The following is a 16479-nucleotide window of genomic DNA, read 5'->3' as shown; positions in this document are numbered from 1 at the left end:
CCGCGCAGGTCAGTGGTTCCGGCGCGGGCAGTCCTGCTTGACGCAGTTGCCGTAGATGGCCAGCGCGTGTTCGGTGATCCTGAAGCCGCGCTCGGCGGCGATCTTTTGCTGGCGGACCTCGATTTCCTCGTCGTAGAACTCCTCGACGTGGCCGCAGTCGAGGCACACCAGGTGGTCGTGGTGCGAACCGGCGTTCAGTTCGTAGATGGCCTTGCCGGTCTCGAAGTGGTTGCGGTTCAGCAAGCCGGCCTGCTCGAACTGGGTCAGCACGCGGTACACGGTGGCCAGGCCCACGTCCATGTTCTCGCTCAGCAGGGTCTTGTAGACGTCTTCCGCCGTCAGGTGCCGTACCGGACTGTTCTGGAAAATCTCCAGGATCTTCAGGCGCGGCAGGGTCGCTTTGAGGCCGCTGGCCTTCAGGTCGGTTGGGTTATTGCTCATGTTTTGTTACTCGTAGATGGGCGGAGTGCTTTATGATATAGCGTTTTCGGTGCTCCCGCGTAGTCGGAAGCCGCGAAAAACGCCGCCGCACGCAGTTTTTTTGTCAAGAAAAATACTGTAAGGGCATACAGCAGTGTAACACTGCCGCGCCCGGGACGTGCGGCAGGCAAGATGCGGTTCCCACCGTTTTTAAGGTCAGTATTAAGGTCACTTCATGCGCACCAAGACAGCCGTTCTCCATCGTTCCCACGCCCGGGCCGCGCTCGTGGCCGGTCTCGCCTGCACGACGCTGGCGCTCTCCGGCTGCGCATCCTGGCGTAACCAGACCAAGCCGGCGGCGCCGGTGGATACCGCGCCGGCCGCGGTCGCGCTGGATGCCGGCAAGTCCGCGGCCATCGCGAATTCGGGCGCGCAAACCACCACCGTCACCAAGCTGCAGAAATTCCTGTGGGTGTTCTCGCCCTACCGCCCGGACATCCAGCAGGGCAACTTCGTGTCGCAGGAAATGCTCGACCAGCTCAAGGTCGGCCAGACCCGCGACCAGGTCAAGTTCATCCTCGGCTCGCCGCTGCTGGCGGACGCCTTCCATGCCGACCGCTGGGACTACCCGTTCTACCTGGCGCGCGGCAACGGCGAGCTGACCACCAGCCGCGTCACCGTCTACTTCAAGGACAACCAGGTCGCGCGCATCGACGGCGGCAACCTGCCGAGCGAGCGCGACTACATCAACCGCCTGATCGGCATCTCGAAGTACGAACAGAAGACCGAGGCCGAATCGCTCGACGAACTCAAGCGCCGCCGCGAATCGTCGGCCGCCAAGGGGGAGTGAGCATGGCGCAGTTGAAGATCGCCGTCGCCGGCGCCAGCGGCCGCATGGGCCGCATGCTGATCGACGCCATCGCCGCGGCACCGGACGCCACGCTGGCGGGCGCGCTCGACCGCGAAGGGTCGCCGTTCATCGCCTCCGACGCCGGCGCCTTCTCGGGCCAGCTGACGGGCATCGTGATCCAGTCCGACCTCGACAAGGGCCTGGCCGGCGCCGACTACCTGATCGACTTCACCCGCCCGGAAGGCACGCTGCGCCACCTGGACTACTGCGCCATGCACGGTATCAAGGTGATCGTCGGCACCACCGGCTTCGACGAGGCCGGCAAGGCCGCCATCGCCGCCGCGGCGCAGAAGACGGCGGTCGTGTTCGCCCCGAACATGAGCATCGGCGTGAACGTCACGCTGAAGCTGCTCGAAATGGCCGCAAAGAATTTCTCTGAAGGCTATGACATCGAGATCATCGAGGCCCACCACCGCCACAAGGTCGACGCCCCGTCCGGCACCGCGCTGAAGATGGGCGAGGTGATCGCCGATGCGCTGGGCCGCGACCTGAAGGCATGCGCCGTCTATGGCCGCGAAGGCGTGACCGGCGAGCGCGACCCGTCGACGATCGGCTTCGCCACCGTGCGCGGCGGCGACATCGTGGGCGACCACACCGTGCTGTTCGCCGGCACCGGCGAGCGCATCGAGATCAGCCACAAGTCCAGCAGCCGCGTCAGCTACGCCCAGGGCGCGCTGCGCGCCGCGCGCTTCCTGGCCGACAAGCCCACCGGCCTGTACGACATGCAGGACGTGCTGGGCCTGAACGGCTGAGTCTTTCCCCGGCGCACCGCCCGCCGAACTGGACGGCCGTGCCGGCGCCGTGCTGGCATACTGGCCCCGGGGCGGGCGTTTTCATTGCTGCCGCAAGCACACCGTCAATGAAGGAGATTTCCATGGCCACCGTCGAACTGAACGGCGCCGCGATCGTCGACGCCGAAAGCTTCCACGCCGAGAGCGCGCGCGCCTTCGGCTTCCCGGACTCGTATCCGCACACCATGGATTCCTGGGTCGACTGCCTCAGTTACCTGCGCGACGAGGACGGCATGAGCAGCGTGCGCCTCAAGGAAGACGAGGTGCTGCACATCGTCGTCACGCATTCCGACGCCCTGCGCGAACGCGCGCCGGACGTGCTCGAGGAGATGGCGTTCTGCATCATCGGCATCAACGAGCGCTACGAGGACTATGGCGAGAAGCCGGCGCTGGAACTCGAGCTGAAATAAGCATCGTCTGCAGGCAGGGTGGACGGCGCTGTCGTCCACCCATTCGGCCGGCGCGCGCATGGCCGCACATGACGCATGCATCGTTCGAACGCGTGGACGGCGAAGCCGTCCACCCTACAGTCCACCAACGCCGGTTGACGCATCAGCCGGTATAATGTTCTGCTCACCTCCTTCTCACCCGCAGAACATCATGCAAGATAAATATAGTCCAGCCGAAGTCGAACAGGCCGCCCAGGCCTACTGGAAGTCGATCGACGCCTACAAGGCCGTCGAGAACGACCCGCGTTTCCCGAAAGGAAAGTATTACGCCTGCTCGATGCTGCCCTACCCGTCGGGCAAGCTGCACATGGGTCACGTGCGCAACTATACGATCAACGACGTGATGTATCGCTACCTGCGGATGAACGGCTACAACGTCTTGATGCCGATGGGCTGGGACGCCTTCGGCATGCCGGCGGAGAACGCGGCGATGGCCAACAACGTGCCGCCCGCGGAGTGGACCTATTCGAACATCGCCCACATGCGCGGCCAGATGGAGTCGATGGGCCTGGCGATCGACTGGTCGCGCGAGATGACCGCCTGCAAGCCGGACTACTACAAGTGGAACCAGTGGATGTTCCTCAAGATGCTCGAGAAGGGCATCATCTACCAGAAGACCGGCACCGTGAACTGGGACCCGGTCGACCAGACCGTGCTGGCCAACGAGCAGGTCATCGACGGCCGTGGCTGGCGCTCGGGCGCGGTGGTGGAAAAGCGCGAGATCCCGATGTACTACGTGCGCATCACCGACTACGCCGACGAGCTGCTGGAGCACGTCGAGAGCAAGCTGCCGGGCTGGCCGGAGCGCGTGCGCATCATGCAGGCCAACTGGATCGGCAAGTCGACCGGCGTGCGCTTCGCCTTCCCGCACGTGATCATGGACGAGCAGGGCGAGCTGGTGGGCGACGGCAAGCTGTACGTGTTCACCACCCGCGCCGACACGATCATGGGCGTGACCTTCTGCGCCGTCGCCGCCGAGCACCCGCTGGCCCAGCTGGCCGCCAGGGACAATCCGGACCTGCAGGCCTTCATCGCCGAGTGCAAGCAGGGTTCCGTCATCGAGGCCGACATGGCCACGATGGAAAAGAAGGGCATGCCCACGGGCTTGACCGTCATGCACCCGATCACGGGCGAGGCCGTGCCGGTCTGGGTCGGCAACTACGTCCTGATGACCTACGGCGACGGCGCCGTGATGGGCGTGCCGGCGCACGACGAGCGCGACTTCGCGTTCGCGAAAAAATACGACCTGCCGATCAAGCAGGTGGTGGCCGTGGAAGGCGAGACCTTCTCGCTGGACGGCTGGCAGGAGTGGTACGGCGACAAGACGCGCGGCGTGCTGGTCGATTCGGGCAAGTACGACGGCCTGGACTACAACGCGGCCGTGAACGCCGTGGCCGGCGACCTGGCCGAGAAGGGCCTGGGCGACAAGAAGGTCACGTTCCGCCTGCGCGACTGGGGCATCTCGCGCCAGCGCTACTGGGGCACGCCGATCCCGATGATCCACTGCGAGACGTGCGGCACCGTGCCGGTCCCCGAGAAGGACCTGCCGGTCGTGCTGCCGGAAGACTGCGTCCCGGACGGCAGCGGCAATCCGCTCAAGAAGCACGAAGCCTTCCTGAAGGTGGACTGCCCGTGCTGCGGCGCGCCGGCGCGCCGCGAGACCGACACGATGGACACGTTCATCGACTCGTCCTGGTACTACATGCGCTATACGTCGCCGGGTTCGGACGACGCCATGGTCGACCCGGCGCGCAACGACTACTGGATGCCGATGGACCAGTACATCGGCGGCATCGAGCACGCCGTGCTGCACCTGCTGTACGCGCGCTTCTGGACCAAGGTGATGCGCGACTTCGGCCTGGTCAAGTTCGACGAACCGTTCGTCAACTTGCTCACGCAGGGCATGGTGCTGAACGAGACCTATTATCGCGAAGACGCATCCGGCAAGAAGACCTGGTACAACCCGGCCGACGTCGACCTCGTCTTCGACGACCGCGGCCGTCCGCAGGCCGCGGCGCTGAAGGCCGACGGCGCGCCGGTCGTGATCGGCGGCACCGAGAAGATGTCGAAGTCGAAGAACAACGGCATCGACCCGCAGGCCCAGATCGAGCAGTACGGCGCCGACACCGCGCGCCTGTTCACCATGTTCGCGGCGCCGCCGGAACAGACGCTGGAATGGTCGGAATCGGGCGTGGAAGGCGCGAGCCGCTTCCTGCGCCGCGTCTGGGCCTTCGCCCATGCGCAGCGCGAGCGCATCGCCGCCGCGCTGGCCGGCCAGCAGCAAGGCACCCTGGAAGACGCGCACAAGACCCTGCGCCGCGAAGTGCACAAGGTGCTGCAGCAGGCCGACTACGACTTCAAGCGCATCCAGTACAACACCGTGGTCTCGGCGTGCATGAAGATGCTCAACACGCTGGAATCGAGCAAGCTGGCCGAGGGCGCCGCGGGCGACGCCGTGATCGCCGAAGGCCTGTCGATCTTCCTGCGCATGCTGAACCCGGTGGCGCCGCACATCACCCACGCGCTGTGGCAGGAACTCGGCTACGCGAAGGTGTACGGCGACATCCTCGACGTGCGCTGGCCGGAAGTCGACCCGGCGGCGCTGGAACAGGCGGAGATCGAGCTGATGATCCAGGTGAACGGCAAGCTGCGCGGTGCGGTCAAGGTCGCGAAGGACGCCGACAAGGCGGCCATCGAAGCGGCCGCGCTGGCCTCGGAAGCGGTGCAGAAGTTCGTCGAAGGCACGCCGAAGAAGGTCATCGTCGTCCCCGGCAAGCTCGTCAACATCGTGGTGTAAGCGATGCGCGCCCTCATCACCAAACGGGCGGCGCTGCGCGCGGCCGCGGCCCTGCTGATCGCAGGCACGGCCGCGGGCTGCGGCTTCCAGCTGCGCGGCGCGAACGGCAGCTACACGATGCCGTTCCAGAGCATCTACCTGGGCCTGCCGGACACGTCGGCGCTGGGCGTCGAACTCAAGCGCAACCTGCGCGCCGGCGGCCAGGTCGTCGTCACCGACACGGCGGACGGCGCGCAAGCCCAGTTCGTGCTGCTGGGCGAAGTGCGCAACAAGTCGATCCTGTCGCTGAACAGCCTGGGCCGCGTGCGCGAATACCTGCTGTCCTACACCGTGTCGTACACCGTGCGCGACGCCAAGGGCGCCGTGCTGGTGGCGCCGACCGAGATCTCGCTGCGCCGGAACATGGCGTTCGACGAGACCCAGGTGCTGGCCAAGGAATCCGAGGAAGCGCTGCTGTACCGCGACATGCAGGCCGACCTGGTGCAGCAGATCATCCGCCGCCTGGCCGCGATGAAGAACGCGGGTTGAAACAGCCGAAAGGGAAGGAACGCCATGCAGTTGCGGCCTGAGGCGCTCGACGGGCACCTCGCCAAGGGGCTCGCGCCCCTGTACGTGATCACCAGCGACGAGCACCTGCTGGCGCTGGAAGCGGCGGACAAGATCCGCGCCAGGGCGCGCGCGCAGGGCTATTCCGAGCGCGACGTGCTCACGGTCGAGCGCAGCTTCAAGTGGGGCGAGCTGCTGGCCGCGAACCAGGCCATGTCGCTGTTCGGCGACAAGAAGCTGATCGAGCTGCGCATCCCCGGCGGCAAGCCGGGCAAGGACGGCAGCGCCGCGCTGCAGCACTACGCGAAGGACCTGAACCCCGACAACCTGACCCTGATCACGCTGCCCAAGCTGGACTGGCAGACGGCCAAGGCGGCCTGGGTGGGCGCGCTGCAGCAGGCCGCCGTCTACGTCGAGATCCCCAGCGTGGAACGGGCGCAGCTGCCGGGCTGGATCGGCATGCGCCTGGCCGCCCAGCAGCAGAGCGCCGATCGCCAGAGCCTGGACTTCATCGCGGATCGCGTCGAAGGGAATTTGCTGGCCGCGCACCAGGAAATCCAGAAACTGGGCCTGCTGTACGAACCGGGCAAGCTGGCCTACGAGCAGGTGCACGACGCCGTGCTGAACGTGGCGCGCTACGACGTGTTCAAGCTGTCCGAGGCGATGCTGGCCGGCGACCCGGCGCGCCTGGTGCGCATGCTGGAAGGCCTGAAGGGGGAAGGGGAGGCGCTGCCGCTGGTGCTGTGGGCGGTGTCGGAAGAGATCCGCACGCTGCTCAAGCTCAAGGCGGGGATGGCCCAGGGCCGGCCGCTGGGCGCGCTGCTCAAGGAATACCGCATCTGGGGGCCGCGCGAGCGCATGATGGAACCGGCGCTGCGCCGGATCGCCTTGCCGACGCTGGAAGCCGCGCTGCAGGAAGCGGCGCAGGTCGACCGCATGGTCAAGGGCCTGCGCGCCAGGCAGTTCGCGGGGGATGCGTGGGATGCGATGCTGCAGCTGGCGCTGCGCGTGGCGTCCTGAATACGGTGCGGATGGTTTGACGCTGGTTGGACGCGTGGACGGCTGTGCCGTCCACGCGTCCAACCGCAACCGGCATACCCGGCCACGAACCGGATGCCGACAACGATCGATACGTGCACGGCGATCCCGTTCACAGGACACCGGCATTGCCGGCCACATTGAACATACTGGACGAAGCACGATGGACATCACCACTACCATGCAGACGATGGGCCGGCAGGCCCGCATCGCCTCGCGCGCCATGGCGCGCGCCGACGGCGTCACCCGCAACAAGGCGCTGCTCCTGATCGCCGCGGCGATCGAGCGCGACAGCGCCCTGCTGCGCGCCGCCAACCAGCAGGACCTGGACGCCGCCCGCGCGAGCGGCCTGGCGCCGGCGCTGCTGGATCGCCTGGCCCTGTCGGACAAGGCGATCGCCACGATGGTCGAGGGCCTGCGCCAGATCGTCGCGCTGCCGGACCCGATCGGCGAGCTCTCCGGCATGAAATTCCGCCCGAGCGGCATCCAGGTCGGCCAGATGCGCGTGCCGCTGGGCGTCATCGGCATCATCTACGAAGCCCGTCCCAACGTGACCGTCGACGCGGCCGGCCTGTGCATCAAGAGCGGCAACGCCGCCATCCTGCGCGGCGGCTCGGAGGCGATCCACTGCAACCGCGCGCTGGCGCTGCTGGTGGCCGAGGGATTGCGCGGCGCCGGCCTGCCCGACCACGGCGTGCAGGTGGTCGACACCACCGACCGCGCCGCCGTCGGCGCCCTGGTCACGATGCCGGACTACGTGGACGTGATCGTGCCGCGCGGCGGCAAGGGCCTGATCGCGCGCCTGATGGCGGAAGCCACGGTGCCGATGATCAAGCACCTGGACGGCATCTGCCACGTCTACATCGACGCGCAGGCCGACATCGAGAAGGCGCTGCCGATCGCCCTGAACGCCAAGACCCACCGCTACGGCACCTGCAACACGATGGAGACGCTGCTGGTCGCGCGCGAGATCGCCCCGGCCGTGCTGCCGCGCCTGGCCGTGCTGTACGCCGACAAGGACGTCGAGCTGCGCGCCGACCCGGAAGCCGGCGCCATCCTGCAGGACTACCCGCGCCTGGCCGCCGCCACCGAGGAAGACTGGCGCACCGAATACCTGGCGCCGATCCTGGCCGTGAAGGTCGTCGCCGGCGTGGACGAGGCGATCGACCACATCAACACCTACTCGTCGAAGCACACCGACGCCATCGTCACCGAGGACTACACCCACGCCATGCGCTTCCTGCGCGAAGTGGATTCGGCCTCGGTGATGGTGAACGCCTCGACGCGCTTCGCCGACGGCTTCGAGTACGGCCTGGGCGCGGAGATCGGCATCTCCAACGACAAGCTGCATGCGCGCGGGCCGGTGGGGCTGGAAGGGCTCACGTCCCTCAAGTACGTCGTGTTCGGGCATGGCGAGGTGCGCCTGTAGGGACAGGCGCGTATACAATACCGTTTGCTCCGAAACCGTCGCCCCCGCGCAGGCGGGGGGCCAAGTTCTGCTTGCATCGTCGAGACGCCGGCAACATTGGGCCCCCGCCTGCGCGGGGGCGACGTACGTTGCCGTTTTCGCTCACAAGGACCCCCATGTACCTCTGGATCAAAGCCTTCCACATCGTCTTCGTCGCCTCCTGGTTCGCCGGCCTGTTCTACCTGCCGCGCATCTTCGTCAACCTGGCCGAGGAAACCCATCCGGCGGCGCGCGAGCGCCTGCTGGGGATGGGGCGGCGCCTGTACCGCTTCACGACGATGCTGGCGGTGCCGGCGCTGCTGCTGGGACTGTGGCTGATGCTGCTGGGGATGAAGGGCGGCTGGCTGCACGCGAAGCTGGCGCTGGTGGTGCTGGTGATCGGCTACCATCACGCCTGCGGCTCGCTGCTGAAGAAGTTCGAGCGCGGCGCGAATACCCGCAGTTCGAGATGGTTCCGCGTGTTCAACGAGGCGCCGGTGCTGCTGCTGATCGCGATCGTGATCCTTGTTGTAGTCAAGCCATTCTGATGGCGTGAGCGCCTCGACTTTGTCGGGCGTTTGCTTCACACTACGCGGTTTCACCGCAAAAAAATGCGGCCGGCTCTTCCGGCCGCTTTTTGTTTTTTAGTCAGTCGGGGTCAGGGCCCGCCCGGATAAACCGGGCCCTGACCCCGTTTAGTCAGTCGGGGTCAGAGCCCACCCGGGTAAACCGGGCCCTGACCCCGTTTAGTCAGTCGGGGTCAGAGCCCACCCGGGTAAACCGGGCCCTGACCCCATTTAGTCAGTCGGGGTCAGAGCCCACCCGGGTAAACCGGGCTCTGACCCCGAAGTAATCACAACGGACAAAAGGTACTCCCGATGACTTCCTATTTCTGCCCCTGCCCGCGCGGCATGGAACAAGCCCTGGCCGAGGAACTGGCCGAGATCGCCCAGACCACGGGCAGCACGACGCTGAAGGTGCACAACCAGGTGCCGGGCGGCGTGCACTGCTCGGGCGCGATGCACGACGCCTACCGCATCAACCTGCATTCGCGCATCGCCTCGCGCGTGCTGATGCGCATGGCCAACCGCACCTACGCCAACGAGAACGACATCTACGACCTGGTGCTCGAGCAGCCCTGGGAGAACTGGTTCACGCTGGACGACACCATCCGCGTCGACATCACCGCCATCAAGTCGCCGCTCACGAGCCTGGAATTCACCACGCTGAAGATCAAGGACGCCGTGTGCGACCGCTTCCGCGACAGGTTCGGCAAGCGCCCCTCGGTCGACACGCGCGAGCCGGACATGCGCATCCTCGGCTTCCTCGACCAGCGCAACTTCACGATCTACCTCGACACCTCGGGCGAGGCGCTGTTCAAGCGCGGCTGGCGCGAGGAGACGGGCGACGCGCCGCTGCGCGAGAACCTGGCCGCCGGCATCCTGCGCGTGGCCGGCTGGAAGCCGGGCATCCCGCTGTTCGACCCGATGTGCGGCTCGGGCACGATCCTGATCGAGGCGGCCCAGATGGTGCAGGGCATCCCGCCCGGCGCCCGGCGCCGCTTCGCCTTCGAGAAGTTCCGCAACTTCGAACCGAAGGCCTGGCAGGACATGAAGACGGCGGTCAAGCCGAACCCGCTCCCGGCCGAGCCGACCATCTTCGGCTCCGACATCTCGGGCGACATGGTCGCCATGACGCGCCATAACCTGCGCGCCGCCGGCATCCTGTTCGAGGTGCCGCTCAAGCAGATCGAGGCGCAGCAGGTGCAGGCGCCCACGGGTACGCCGGGCCTGCTGGTGACGAACCCTCCGTACGGCGAGCGCATCGGCGTGCGCGGCGACTCCACCATCCCGCAGGACGAGATGGCCGTCGGCTTCTACCAGCAGCTGAGCAGCACCCTGAAGCAGCGCTTCGCCGGCTGGACCGTGTTCCTGTTCACGGCCGACCTGGGCGTGCCGAAGATGCTGCGCCTGAAGGAGTCGCGCAAGACCCCGTTCTTCAACGGCGCCCTCGAATGCCGCCTGTTCCGCTTCGACATGGTGGCCGGCTTCAACCGCCGCGACGCCGCCAAGCCGGACCAGGCCAGGAGCGAATAAGCCATCATGCTGCCGCCCGAACCTTCCAACCTGCCCAAGGACCCGGTCACCCCGGTGCCGCTGCCGACCCCGCACAAGGTGACGATGCTGTCGGCCGGCGGGCTGGCCTCGCTGCTGGCCGCGCTGTCGATGCTGGGGCCGTTCTCCGTCGACGCCTACCTGCCGGCCTTCCCGCGCATCCAGGCGACGCTGCACGCGACCCCGATCGAGGTCCAGCAGACCCTGACGGCCTACATGCTGGCCTTCGCCGTGATGTCGCTGTGGCACGGCGCGCTGGCGGACGCCTTCGGCCGCCGCAACGTCGTGCTGGTGGGGCTGATCGTGTTCGCCGTCGGCACGCTCGGCTGCGCCGCCTCGCACTCGGTGCACTACCTGTGGATCTTCCGCATCCTGCAGGGCGTCTCGGCCGGCGCCGGCGTCGTGGTCGGGCGCGCCATCATCCGCGACCTGTATTCGGACGCGCCGGCCGCGCGGCTGCTGTCGATGGTGACGATGATCTTCTCGATCGCGCCGGCGGTGGCGCCGGTGCTGGGCGGCTGGATCGTCACGCTGCTGGACTGGCGCGCGATCTTCCTGGCGCTGCTGCTGTTCAGCTGCGCGCTGTGGTGGGTCTGCTGGCAGCACCTGCCCGAGACCATGCCGGTCGAGAAGCGCCAGCCGTTCAACCCGCGCTTCCTGGCCCAGAGCTACTGGGCGATCTTCAGCTCCTTCCTGTTCCAGATGAAGTCGGGCATCGTCGCGCTGAACTTCGGCGGCATGTTCCTGTTCATCGCCGCGTCCCCGGTGCTGCTGCCGGTGCACCTGCACCTGGGACCGTCGCAGTTCGCCTGGCTGTTCATCCCGGCCGTGGCCGGCATCTTCCTGGGTGCGCTGGCCGCCAACCGCCTGGCCGGCAAGATGCACTACGCGCGCCAGATCGGTATCGGCTACTGCTTCATGCTGGGCGCCGTCACGTTCAGCGTCGCCTACCACGCCTTCCTGCCGCCGGCGCTGCCGTGGACCGTGCTGCCGATGTTCTTCTATAACTTCGGCAGTTCGGTCATCAACCCCAGCGCGACGCTGCTGGCGCTCGACCTGTTCCCGCACATCCGCGGCACCGTCGCGTCCTGCCAGTCGTTCACGACCACGCTGATGGGCGCCATCGTCGCCGGCATGGTGGTGCCGGCGCTGGACCACTCGGTGCTGGCCATGGCGCTGGGGCAGGCCGCGTTCGCGCTGGCCTCGCTGACCCTGTGGAGCATGTCGCGCCGCTACAGCCGCCTGAAGGCGCTGCACTGAGCCTGTCGCGCGTGCCGGTCGGGCGCTCTCCGTCCGGCACGCGCAAATCGCCGGTTCTGAGTGCGCACGGTGGCCGCGCCGCTGTCATGACGCGAAAATGTGTCACTTTCCGCAGAAAGTATTGTTCCCGTCTAGAAATGTATATATGCTAAGATGAGTTTTTTACGCTTCGAACACGGGCCGAAACACCGCCCTGTTCCAGCGAGCGCAAGAGGACTCGTCGTGGCAGCGCCCATCCGGGACAGCCGCCATTCCAACCTGAGAAACAGTGGCGGCCGTGCTTGAATCCCATCATCCTTCCGACCAGGACATCCGCAACCGTCTCTTGATCGCGCGTCTGCCGGCCATGCCGCAGATCCTCGTCAAGCTGCTGGCCCACCTGCAGGCCGACGACCTCGGGATGCCGGAACTCGCCGCGCTGGTCGCCAAGGACGCCGGCATGACCGGCAAGATCCTCACCGTCGCCAACAGCTCCGCCTACCACCGCAACGGCCGCCAGGCCAGCCTGGAGCAGGCCATGGTCGCGCTGGGCACGGACATGATCAAGACGCTGGTCATCAGCGATTCCGTGTTCCAGACCTTCAACAGCTTCCCGAACTCGGGGGCCACCGACCTGCGCCGCTTCTGGAAGCAGTCGCTGGGCGCGGCCGTGCTGGCGCGCGAGCTGGCGCGCCGCCTCGCCTATGCGCAGCCCGAGGAAGCCTACCTGGCCGGCCTGCTGCACAACGTCGGGCGCCTGGCGCTGCTGGCCACGGCCCCGAAGGAATACGCGCTCAATTTCCAGGCGCGCGACGACGAGGCGCTGTGCGCCGTCGAGCAGCGCACGCTGCAGATCACCCACGCCGAGGCGGGCGCCTGGCTCATCGAGCGCTGGCAGCTCGATTCCTTCCTGGCCGATTCGGTGCTGTACCACCACGAGCCGAGCGCGCGCCTGGAGGCGTCCCCGGCGCTGGTGCGCATCGTGCGCGTGGCCCACGTGCTGTCCAGCCACGCCGACGATGGCGCCATGGTCGACGAGGCGCGCGCGCTGTGCGGCCTGGCGCCGGACGAGCCGCAGGCGCTGCTCGACCTGGCCGCGCGCCAGGTCGAGCAGACCGCGATCCAGCTCGGCATCGACCTGGCCGGCGCCGACGACGTCCCGGCGCTGCCGGCGCTCGCGCCGCTCGCCGCGGCGCCGGTCGATCCGGTGCAGCAGCGCCTGTCCGAGGAAGTGCGCAACCTGGTGCTGGTGTCCGAGGTCGGCCAGGCGTTCGCGCGCCAGCAGGGCGAGAGCGGCCTGCTCGACGCGATGACGCGCTCGGCGCGCATCTTGTTCGACTTCCAGAACGCCGCCGTGCTGCTGGAAAACCCGACCGGCCAGGCGCTGGTGGGCGCGCCCACCGTCAACCTGCAGCGCCTGGGCGAGTTCGCGATCCCGCTGGCGTCCGCCGGCCGGGCCGCGGGGGCAGTGGCCGAGGCGGCATTGGAGCGGCGCCTCGCCTTCGTGCGCCGCGACGGCGCCGGCGGCCGTGCGCTCGGCCTGCCGGAAGAGCAGTTGCTGCGCCTGCTCGGCTGCGAGGCGCTGGCCTGCGTGCCGCTGGTGGCCGGGGCGCGCTGCCTGGGCGTGCTGGTCGGCGGCCTGCAGGCCTGGCAGCTGCCGGCCTGCCAGAAGCGCGAGCGCTTCCTGCAGGCGTTCGGCGGCCAGGCGGGGAGCGCGCTGGAGACCGCGCTGTCCGAGCGCGGCCACCTGCGCCGCCAGCTGGCCGGCGTCGCCGAGGAATACCGCGAAGCCTCGCGCCGCGTGGTCCACGAGGTGAACAATCCGCTGTCGATCATCAAGAACTACCTGGCGATCCTGGACGGCAAGCTGGAACGCCAGGAACCGGTGGGCGGCGAGCTGTCGATCCTGAACGAGGAGATCGACCGCGTCGGCCAGCTGGTCGGCAGCCTGGCCGAGGTGGCGCCGCGCCTGGATGCGCTGGGCGCGGTGCCGACGGCGGACGTGGCCAGGGTGGTGGACGAGGTGCTGCGCCTGTTCCGCACCACCGGCTTCGCCCCGGCCAACGTCGAGCTGGTGGCCACGACGGCGGACGCCGGCCATGTCGAAGGCAATCCGGACATCCTCAAGCAGATCCTGGTCAACCTGGTCAAGAACGCGGTCGAGGCGCTGGGCGGGGGCGGGGGACGGATCGAGATCGCCAGCCGCGGCCACGTCAACCGCGAACGCCGGCTGTACCTGGAGCTGGTGGTGTCCGACAACGGCCCCGGGCTGTCGCGCGAGGTGCTGGCCAACCTGTTCTCGGCCGTGAGGAGCGCCAAGGATGGCGCGCACCACGGCCTCGGCCTGTCGATCGTGCACGGCCTGGTCAAGAAGCTGAACGGCCACATCGACTGCCGTAGCGGTCCGTCCGGCACCAGTTTTGAAATCCTGCTGCCGGCCCATGCCGGCGGCGCCGCCCCGGCCGCGTTGCCGGCGCGCGCCCTTGGATCCGTATAAGGCAACAATGAATCCATTCTCCGCCAGCGCCACGCCCGGCGCCGCCGGCCAGGATGCGGCGTTCCAGCCCACGCTCCTGCTGGTCGACGACGAACCGCGCCTGCTGTCCTCGCTGTACGAACTGCTGCGCGGCCACGGCTACCAGCTCGTGACCGCATCCACCGGCGCCGAAGCGCTGGCCCACCTGTCGCGGCTGCGCTTCGACCTGGTGCTGCTCGACCTGCGCCTGCCCGACATCGGCGGCCACGCCATCATGGACTTCATCAACGAGAAGGGCGTCGGCGCCGACGTCATCGTGATGAGCGGCGAGGTCGGCATCGAAGCGGCCATCGGCGCCCTCAAGCGCGGCGCCTACGACTACCTGCGCAAGCCCTACAGCCGCGAGGAACTGCTCAAGACCGTGGCCAACGCGCTGCGCCAGCGCGGCCTGGAACAGGCCAACCGGCGCATCGCGATCCAGCTCGAGAACTCCGAGAAGATGTACCGCTACCTGGTGGATTCGTCGCCGGACATCATCTACACGCTGAACCACGAGGGCCGCTTCACGTTCATCAACGACCGCGCCTACCAGCTGCTCGGCTACCGGCGCGACGAACTGCTCGGCCAGCATTATTCCGTGGTGGTGCACGAGGAAGACCTGGAGCGCGCGCGCTACGTGTTCAACGAGCGCCGCGTCGACGAGCGCGCCGCGCGCAACGTCGAGCTGCGCCTGAAGTGCCATAGCGCCACCGGGACGGGCCACGAGCGCACCTTCAACAATACCCTGATGACGATCTCGCTGAACGCGATCGGCATGCACGTGCCCGACCAGGACGTGCGCAAGCTGGAATTCTTCGGCACCTACGGCGTGGCGCGCGACATCACCGACCGCAAGCGCGCCGAGGAAGTCATCTCCTACCAGGCCTACCACGACATCCTGACCGACCTGCCGAACCGCATCCTGTTCAAGGACCGCCTCGGCCTGGCCGTGATCCAGGCCAAGCGCAAGCAGGCCGAGCTGGCGGTGATGTTCATCGACCTGGACCGCTTCAAGCTGGTCAACGACACCCTCGGCCACGTCAAGGGCGACGAGCTGCTGCAGCAGGTGGCGGCGCGCCTGAAGGAGTGCCTGCGCCGCGGCGATACGCTGGCGCGCCAGGGCGGCGACGAATTCACCATCGTGCTGCCCGAGCTGCGCCATCGCGACGACGCGCGCGACGTCGCCGACAAGTTCCTCGCCTGCCTGCACGAGCCGTTCGACCTGGACGGCCACCAGGTGCACATCTCGGCCTCGATCGGCATCGCGGTCTACCCGGGCCACGGCGAGTCGATCGACGAGCTGCTGCGCCATGCCGACATCGCCATGTACCAGGTCAAGGGGCAGGGCAAGAACGGCCACGCCTTCTACGACCCGTCGATGCAGGAAGTGTCGCACCAGAAGATCGCGCTCGAGCAGAGCCTGCGGCGCGCGCTGGAGCACGGCGAGCTGGAGATGTACTACCAGCCCCAGGTCGACGCGGCCGAGGGCCGGATCGTCGGCGTCGAGGCGCTGATGCGCTGGAACCACCCGACCCGCGGGGTCGTCTCGCCCGGCGAGTTCCTGCCGTTCGCCGAGGAGAACGGCCTGATGATCCCGATCTCGGACTGGATGATCGGCGCCCTGTGCCGCGACATGCTGCAGTGGAAGGGCTGCGGCGGCGGCAACGTGCGCCTGTCGCTGAACCTGTCGCCCCAGTACCTCGACCGCGGAGATTTCTTCGAGAAGATGCGCGGGGCGCTGCTGCGCCACGGGATCGCCCCGAGCCAGATCGAGGTCGAGATCACCGAGAACGTCTGCATCCGCAACCCGCAGCACGCGATCGAGCAGCTCAACCGCCTGGGCCAGCTCGGCGTGTCGGTGGCGATCGACGACTTCGGCACCGGCTATTCCTCGCTGGCCTACCTGCACCGCTTCCCGGTGCACACGATCAAGATCGACCAGTCCTTCGTCAAGGAGATCCACGACGAGCACGGGCACTACCCGGTGATCCTGGCGATCATCTCGATCGCGCGCGGGCTGGGCCTGAACCTGGTCGCGGAAGGCGTCGAGACCGAGGTCCAGGCACGCTACCTGCGCGCCAACGGCTGCCTGACGATGCAGGGCTACCTGTACCATCGCCCGATGCCGCTGGGCCGCTTCGTCGACGTGCTGCGCGCCCAGGGCCTGCCTGCCATCGCCGGCCACGCGTTCGCGTTCCAGGCCTGAGGCGACG

General features: G+C 67.7%; 13 protein-coding genes. 12 read left to right on the top strand and 1 reads right to left on the bottom strand.

The genetic code is table 11. From position 1 onward, the window contains the following. Positions 1 to 9 precede the first annotated feature (9 nt). On the bottom strand, positions 10 to 441 hold the full coding sequence (fur, locus tag QZ749_RS21180; protein ID WP_296951007.1) for a ferric iron uptake transcriptional regulator: 432 nt from the start codon (positions 439 to 441) through the stop codon (positions 10 to 12). Between the two features lie 214 nt (positions 442 to 655). Between fur and QZ749_RS21175 the strand changes: the two genes are divergently transcribed. The 12 genes from QZ749_RS21175 (at position 656) to QZ749_RS21120 (ending at position 16472) form a co-directional block, all read left to right on the top strand. Beyond that, a complete protein-coding gene (locus QZ749_RS21175) occupies positions 656 to 1270 on the top strand; it encodes an outer membrane protein assembly factor BamE (protein ID WP_296951004.1) in 615 nt (204 codons plus the stop codon). 2 nt (positions 1271 to 1272) lie between these two features. Continuing rightward, positions 1273 to 2082, top strand: a complete 810-nt coding sequence (dapB, locus tag QZ749_RS21170; RefSeq protein WP_296951003.1) for a 4-hydroxy-tetrahydrodipicolinate reductase — start codon at positions 1273 to 1275, stop codon at positions 2080 to 2082. Between the two features lie 122 nt (positions 2083 to 2204). Beyond that, a complete protein-coding gene (locus tag QZ749_RS21165; RefSeq protein WP_296951001.1) occupies positions 2205 to 2531 on the top strand; it encodes a barstar family protein in 327 nt (108 codons plus the stop codon). Between the two features lie 190 nt (positions 2532 to 2721). Further along, positions 2722 to 5367, top strand: a complete 2646-nt coding sequence (leuS, locus tag QZ749_RS21160) for a leucine--tRNA ligase (RefSeq protein ID WP_296950998.1) — start codon at positions 2722 to 2724, stop codon at positions 5365 to 5367. Between the two features lie 3 nt (positions 5368 to 5370). Then, on the top strand, positions 5371 to 5895 hold the full coding sequence (gene lptE, locus QZ749_RS21155; protein WP_296950995.1) for an LPS assembly lipoprotein LptE: 525 nt from the start codon (positions 5371 to 5373) through the stop codon (positions 5893 to 5895). A 24-nt stretch (positions 5896 to 5919) separates the two neighbouring features. After that, positions 5920 to 6933 (top strand): DNA polymerase III subunit delta, encoded by a 1014-nt coding sequence (gene holA, locus QZ749_RS21150; protein WP_296950993.1) that lies wholly within the window; start codon positions 5920 to 5922, stop codon positions 6931 to 6933. 181 nt (positions 6934 to 7114) lie between these two features. Beyond that, on the top strand, positions 7115 to 8380 hold the full coding sequence (locus tag QZ749_RS21145; RefSeq protein WP_296950990.1) for a glutamate-5-semialdehyde dehydrogenase: 1266 nt from the start codon (positions 7115 to 7117) through the stop codon (positions 8378 to 8380). Between the two features lie 155 nt (positions 8381 to 8535). Beyond that, the gene (locus QZ749_RS21140; RefSeq protein WP_296950987.1) at positions 8536 to 8946 is read left to right on the top strand and encodes a CopD family protein; all 411 of its coding nucleotides are present in this window, start codon (positions 8536 to 8538) and stop codon (positions 8944 to 8946) included. A 330-nt stretch (positions 8947 to 9276) separates the two neighbouring features. Next, entirely contained in the window at positions 9277 to 10494 is a 1218-nt protein-coding gene (locus tag QZ749_RS21135) for a class I SAM-dependent RNA methyltransferase (protein WP_373896845.1), read from the top strand. Positions 10495 to 10500: 6 nt separating this feature from the next. Next, positions 10501 to 11772 (top strand): multidrug effflux MFS transporter, encoded by a 1272-nt coding sequence (locus tag QZ749_RS21130; protein WP_296950984.1) that lies wholly within the window; start codon positions 10501 to 10503, stop codon positions 11770 to 11772. Between the two features lie 346 nt (positions 11773 to 12118). After that, positions 12119 to 14248 (top strand): HDOD domain-containing protein, encoded by a 2130-nt coding sequence (locus tag QZ749_RS21125; protein ID WP_296951380.1) that lies wholly within the window; start codon positions 12119 to 12121, stop codon positions 14246 to 14248. A 7-nt stretch (positions 14249 to 14255) separates the two neighbouring features. Beyond that, positions 14256 to 16472, top strand: a complete 2217-nt coding sequence (locus QZ749_RS21120) for a bifunctional diguanylate cyclase/phosphodiesterase (RefSeq protein WP_296950982.1) — start codon at positions 14256 to 14258, stop codon at positions 16470 to 16472. Positions 16473 to 16479 lie beyond the last annotated feature (7 nt).

This window comes from uncultured Massilia sp. (assembly GCF_913773735.1).
Classification (GTDB): domain Bacteria; phylum Pseudomonadota; class Gammaproteobacteria; order Burkholderiales; family Burkholderiaceae_D; genus Telluria.
This window is presented reverse-complemented; position numbering and strand designations above follow the sequence as displayed.

Excerpts from the sequence above, each read along its gene's own strand:
- QZ749_RS21165 (WP_296951001.1), top strand. The coding sequence starts at position 2,205 with ATGGCCACCGTCGAACTGAACGGCGCCGCGATCGTCGACGCCGAAAGC.
- lptE (WP_296950995.1), top strand. The coding sequence starts at position 5,371 with ATGCGCGCCCTCATCACCAAACGGGCGGCGCTGCGCGCGGCCGCGGCC.
- QZ749_RS21125 (WP_296951380.1), top strand. The coding sequence starts at position 12,119 with ATGCCGCAGATCCTCGTCAAGCTGCTGGCCCACCTGCAGGCCGACGAC.
- QZ749_RS21135 (WP_373896845.1), top strand. The coding sequence starts at position 9,277 with ATGACTTCCTATTTCTGCCCCTGCCCGCGCGGCATGGAACAAGCCCTG.
- QZ749_RS21120 (WP_296950982.1), top strand. The coding sequence starts at position 14,256 with ATGAATCCATTCTCCGCCAGCGCCACGCCCGGCGCCGCCGGCCAGGAT.
- fur (WP_296951007.1), bottom strand. The coding sequence starts at position 441 with ATGAGCAATAACCCAACCGACCTGAAGGCCAGCGGCCTCAAAGCGACC.
- QZ749_RS21175 (WP_296951004.1), top strand. The coding sequence starts at position 656 with ATGCGCACCAAGACAGCCGTTCTCCATCGTTCCCACGCCCGGGCCGCG.
- QZ749_RS21145 (WP_296950990.1), top strand. The coding sequence starts at position 7,115 with ATGGACATCACCACTACCATGCAGACGATGGGCCGGCAGGCCCGCATC.
- dapB (WP_296951003.1), top strand. The coding sequence starts at position 1,273 with ATGGCGCAGTTGAAGATCGCCGTCGCCGGCGCCAGCGGCCGCATGGGC.
- leuS (WP_296950998.1), top strand. The coding sequence starts at position 2,722 with ATGCAAGATAAATATAGTCCAGCCGAAGTCGAACAGGCCGCCCAGGCC.
- holA (WP_296950993.1), top strand. The coding sequence starts at position 5,920 with ATGCAGTTGCGGCCTGAGGCGCTCGACGGGCACCTCGCCAAGGGGCTC.
- QZ749_RS21130 (WP_296950984.1), top strand. The coding sequence starts at position 10,501 with ATGCTGCCGCCCGAACCTTCCAACCTGCCCAAGGACCCGGTCACCCCG.
- QZ749_RS21140 (WP_296950987.1), top strand. The coding sequence starts at position 8,536 with ATGTACCTCTGGATCAAAGCCTTCCACATCGTCTTCGTCGCCTCCTGG.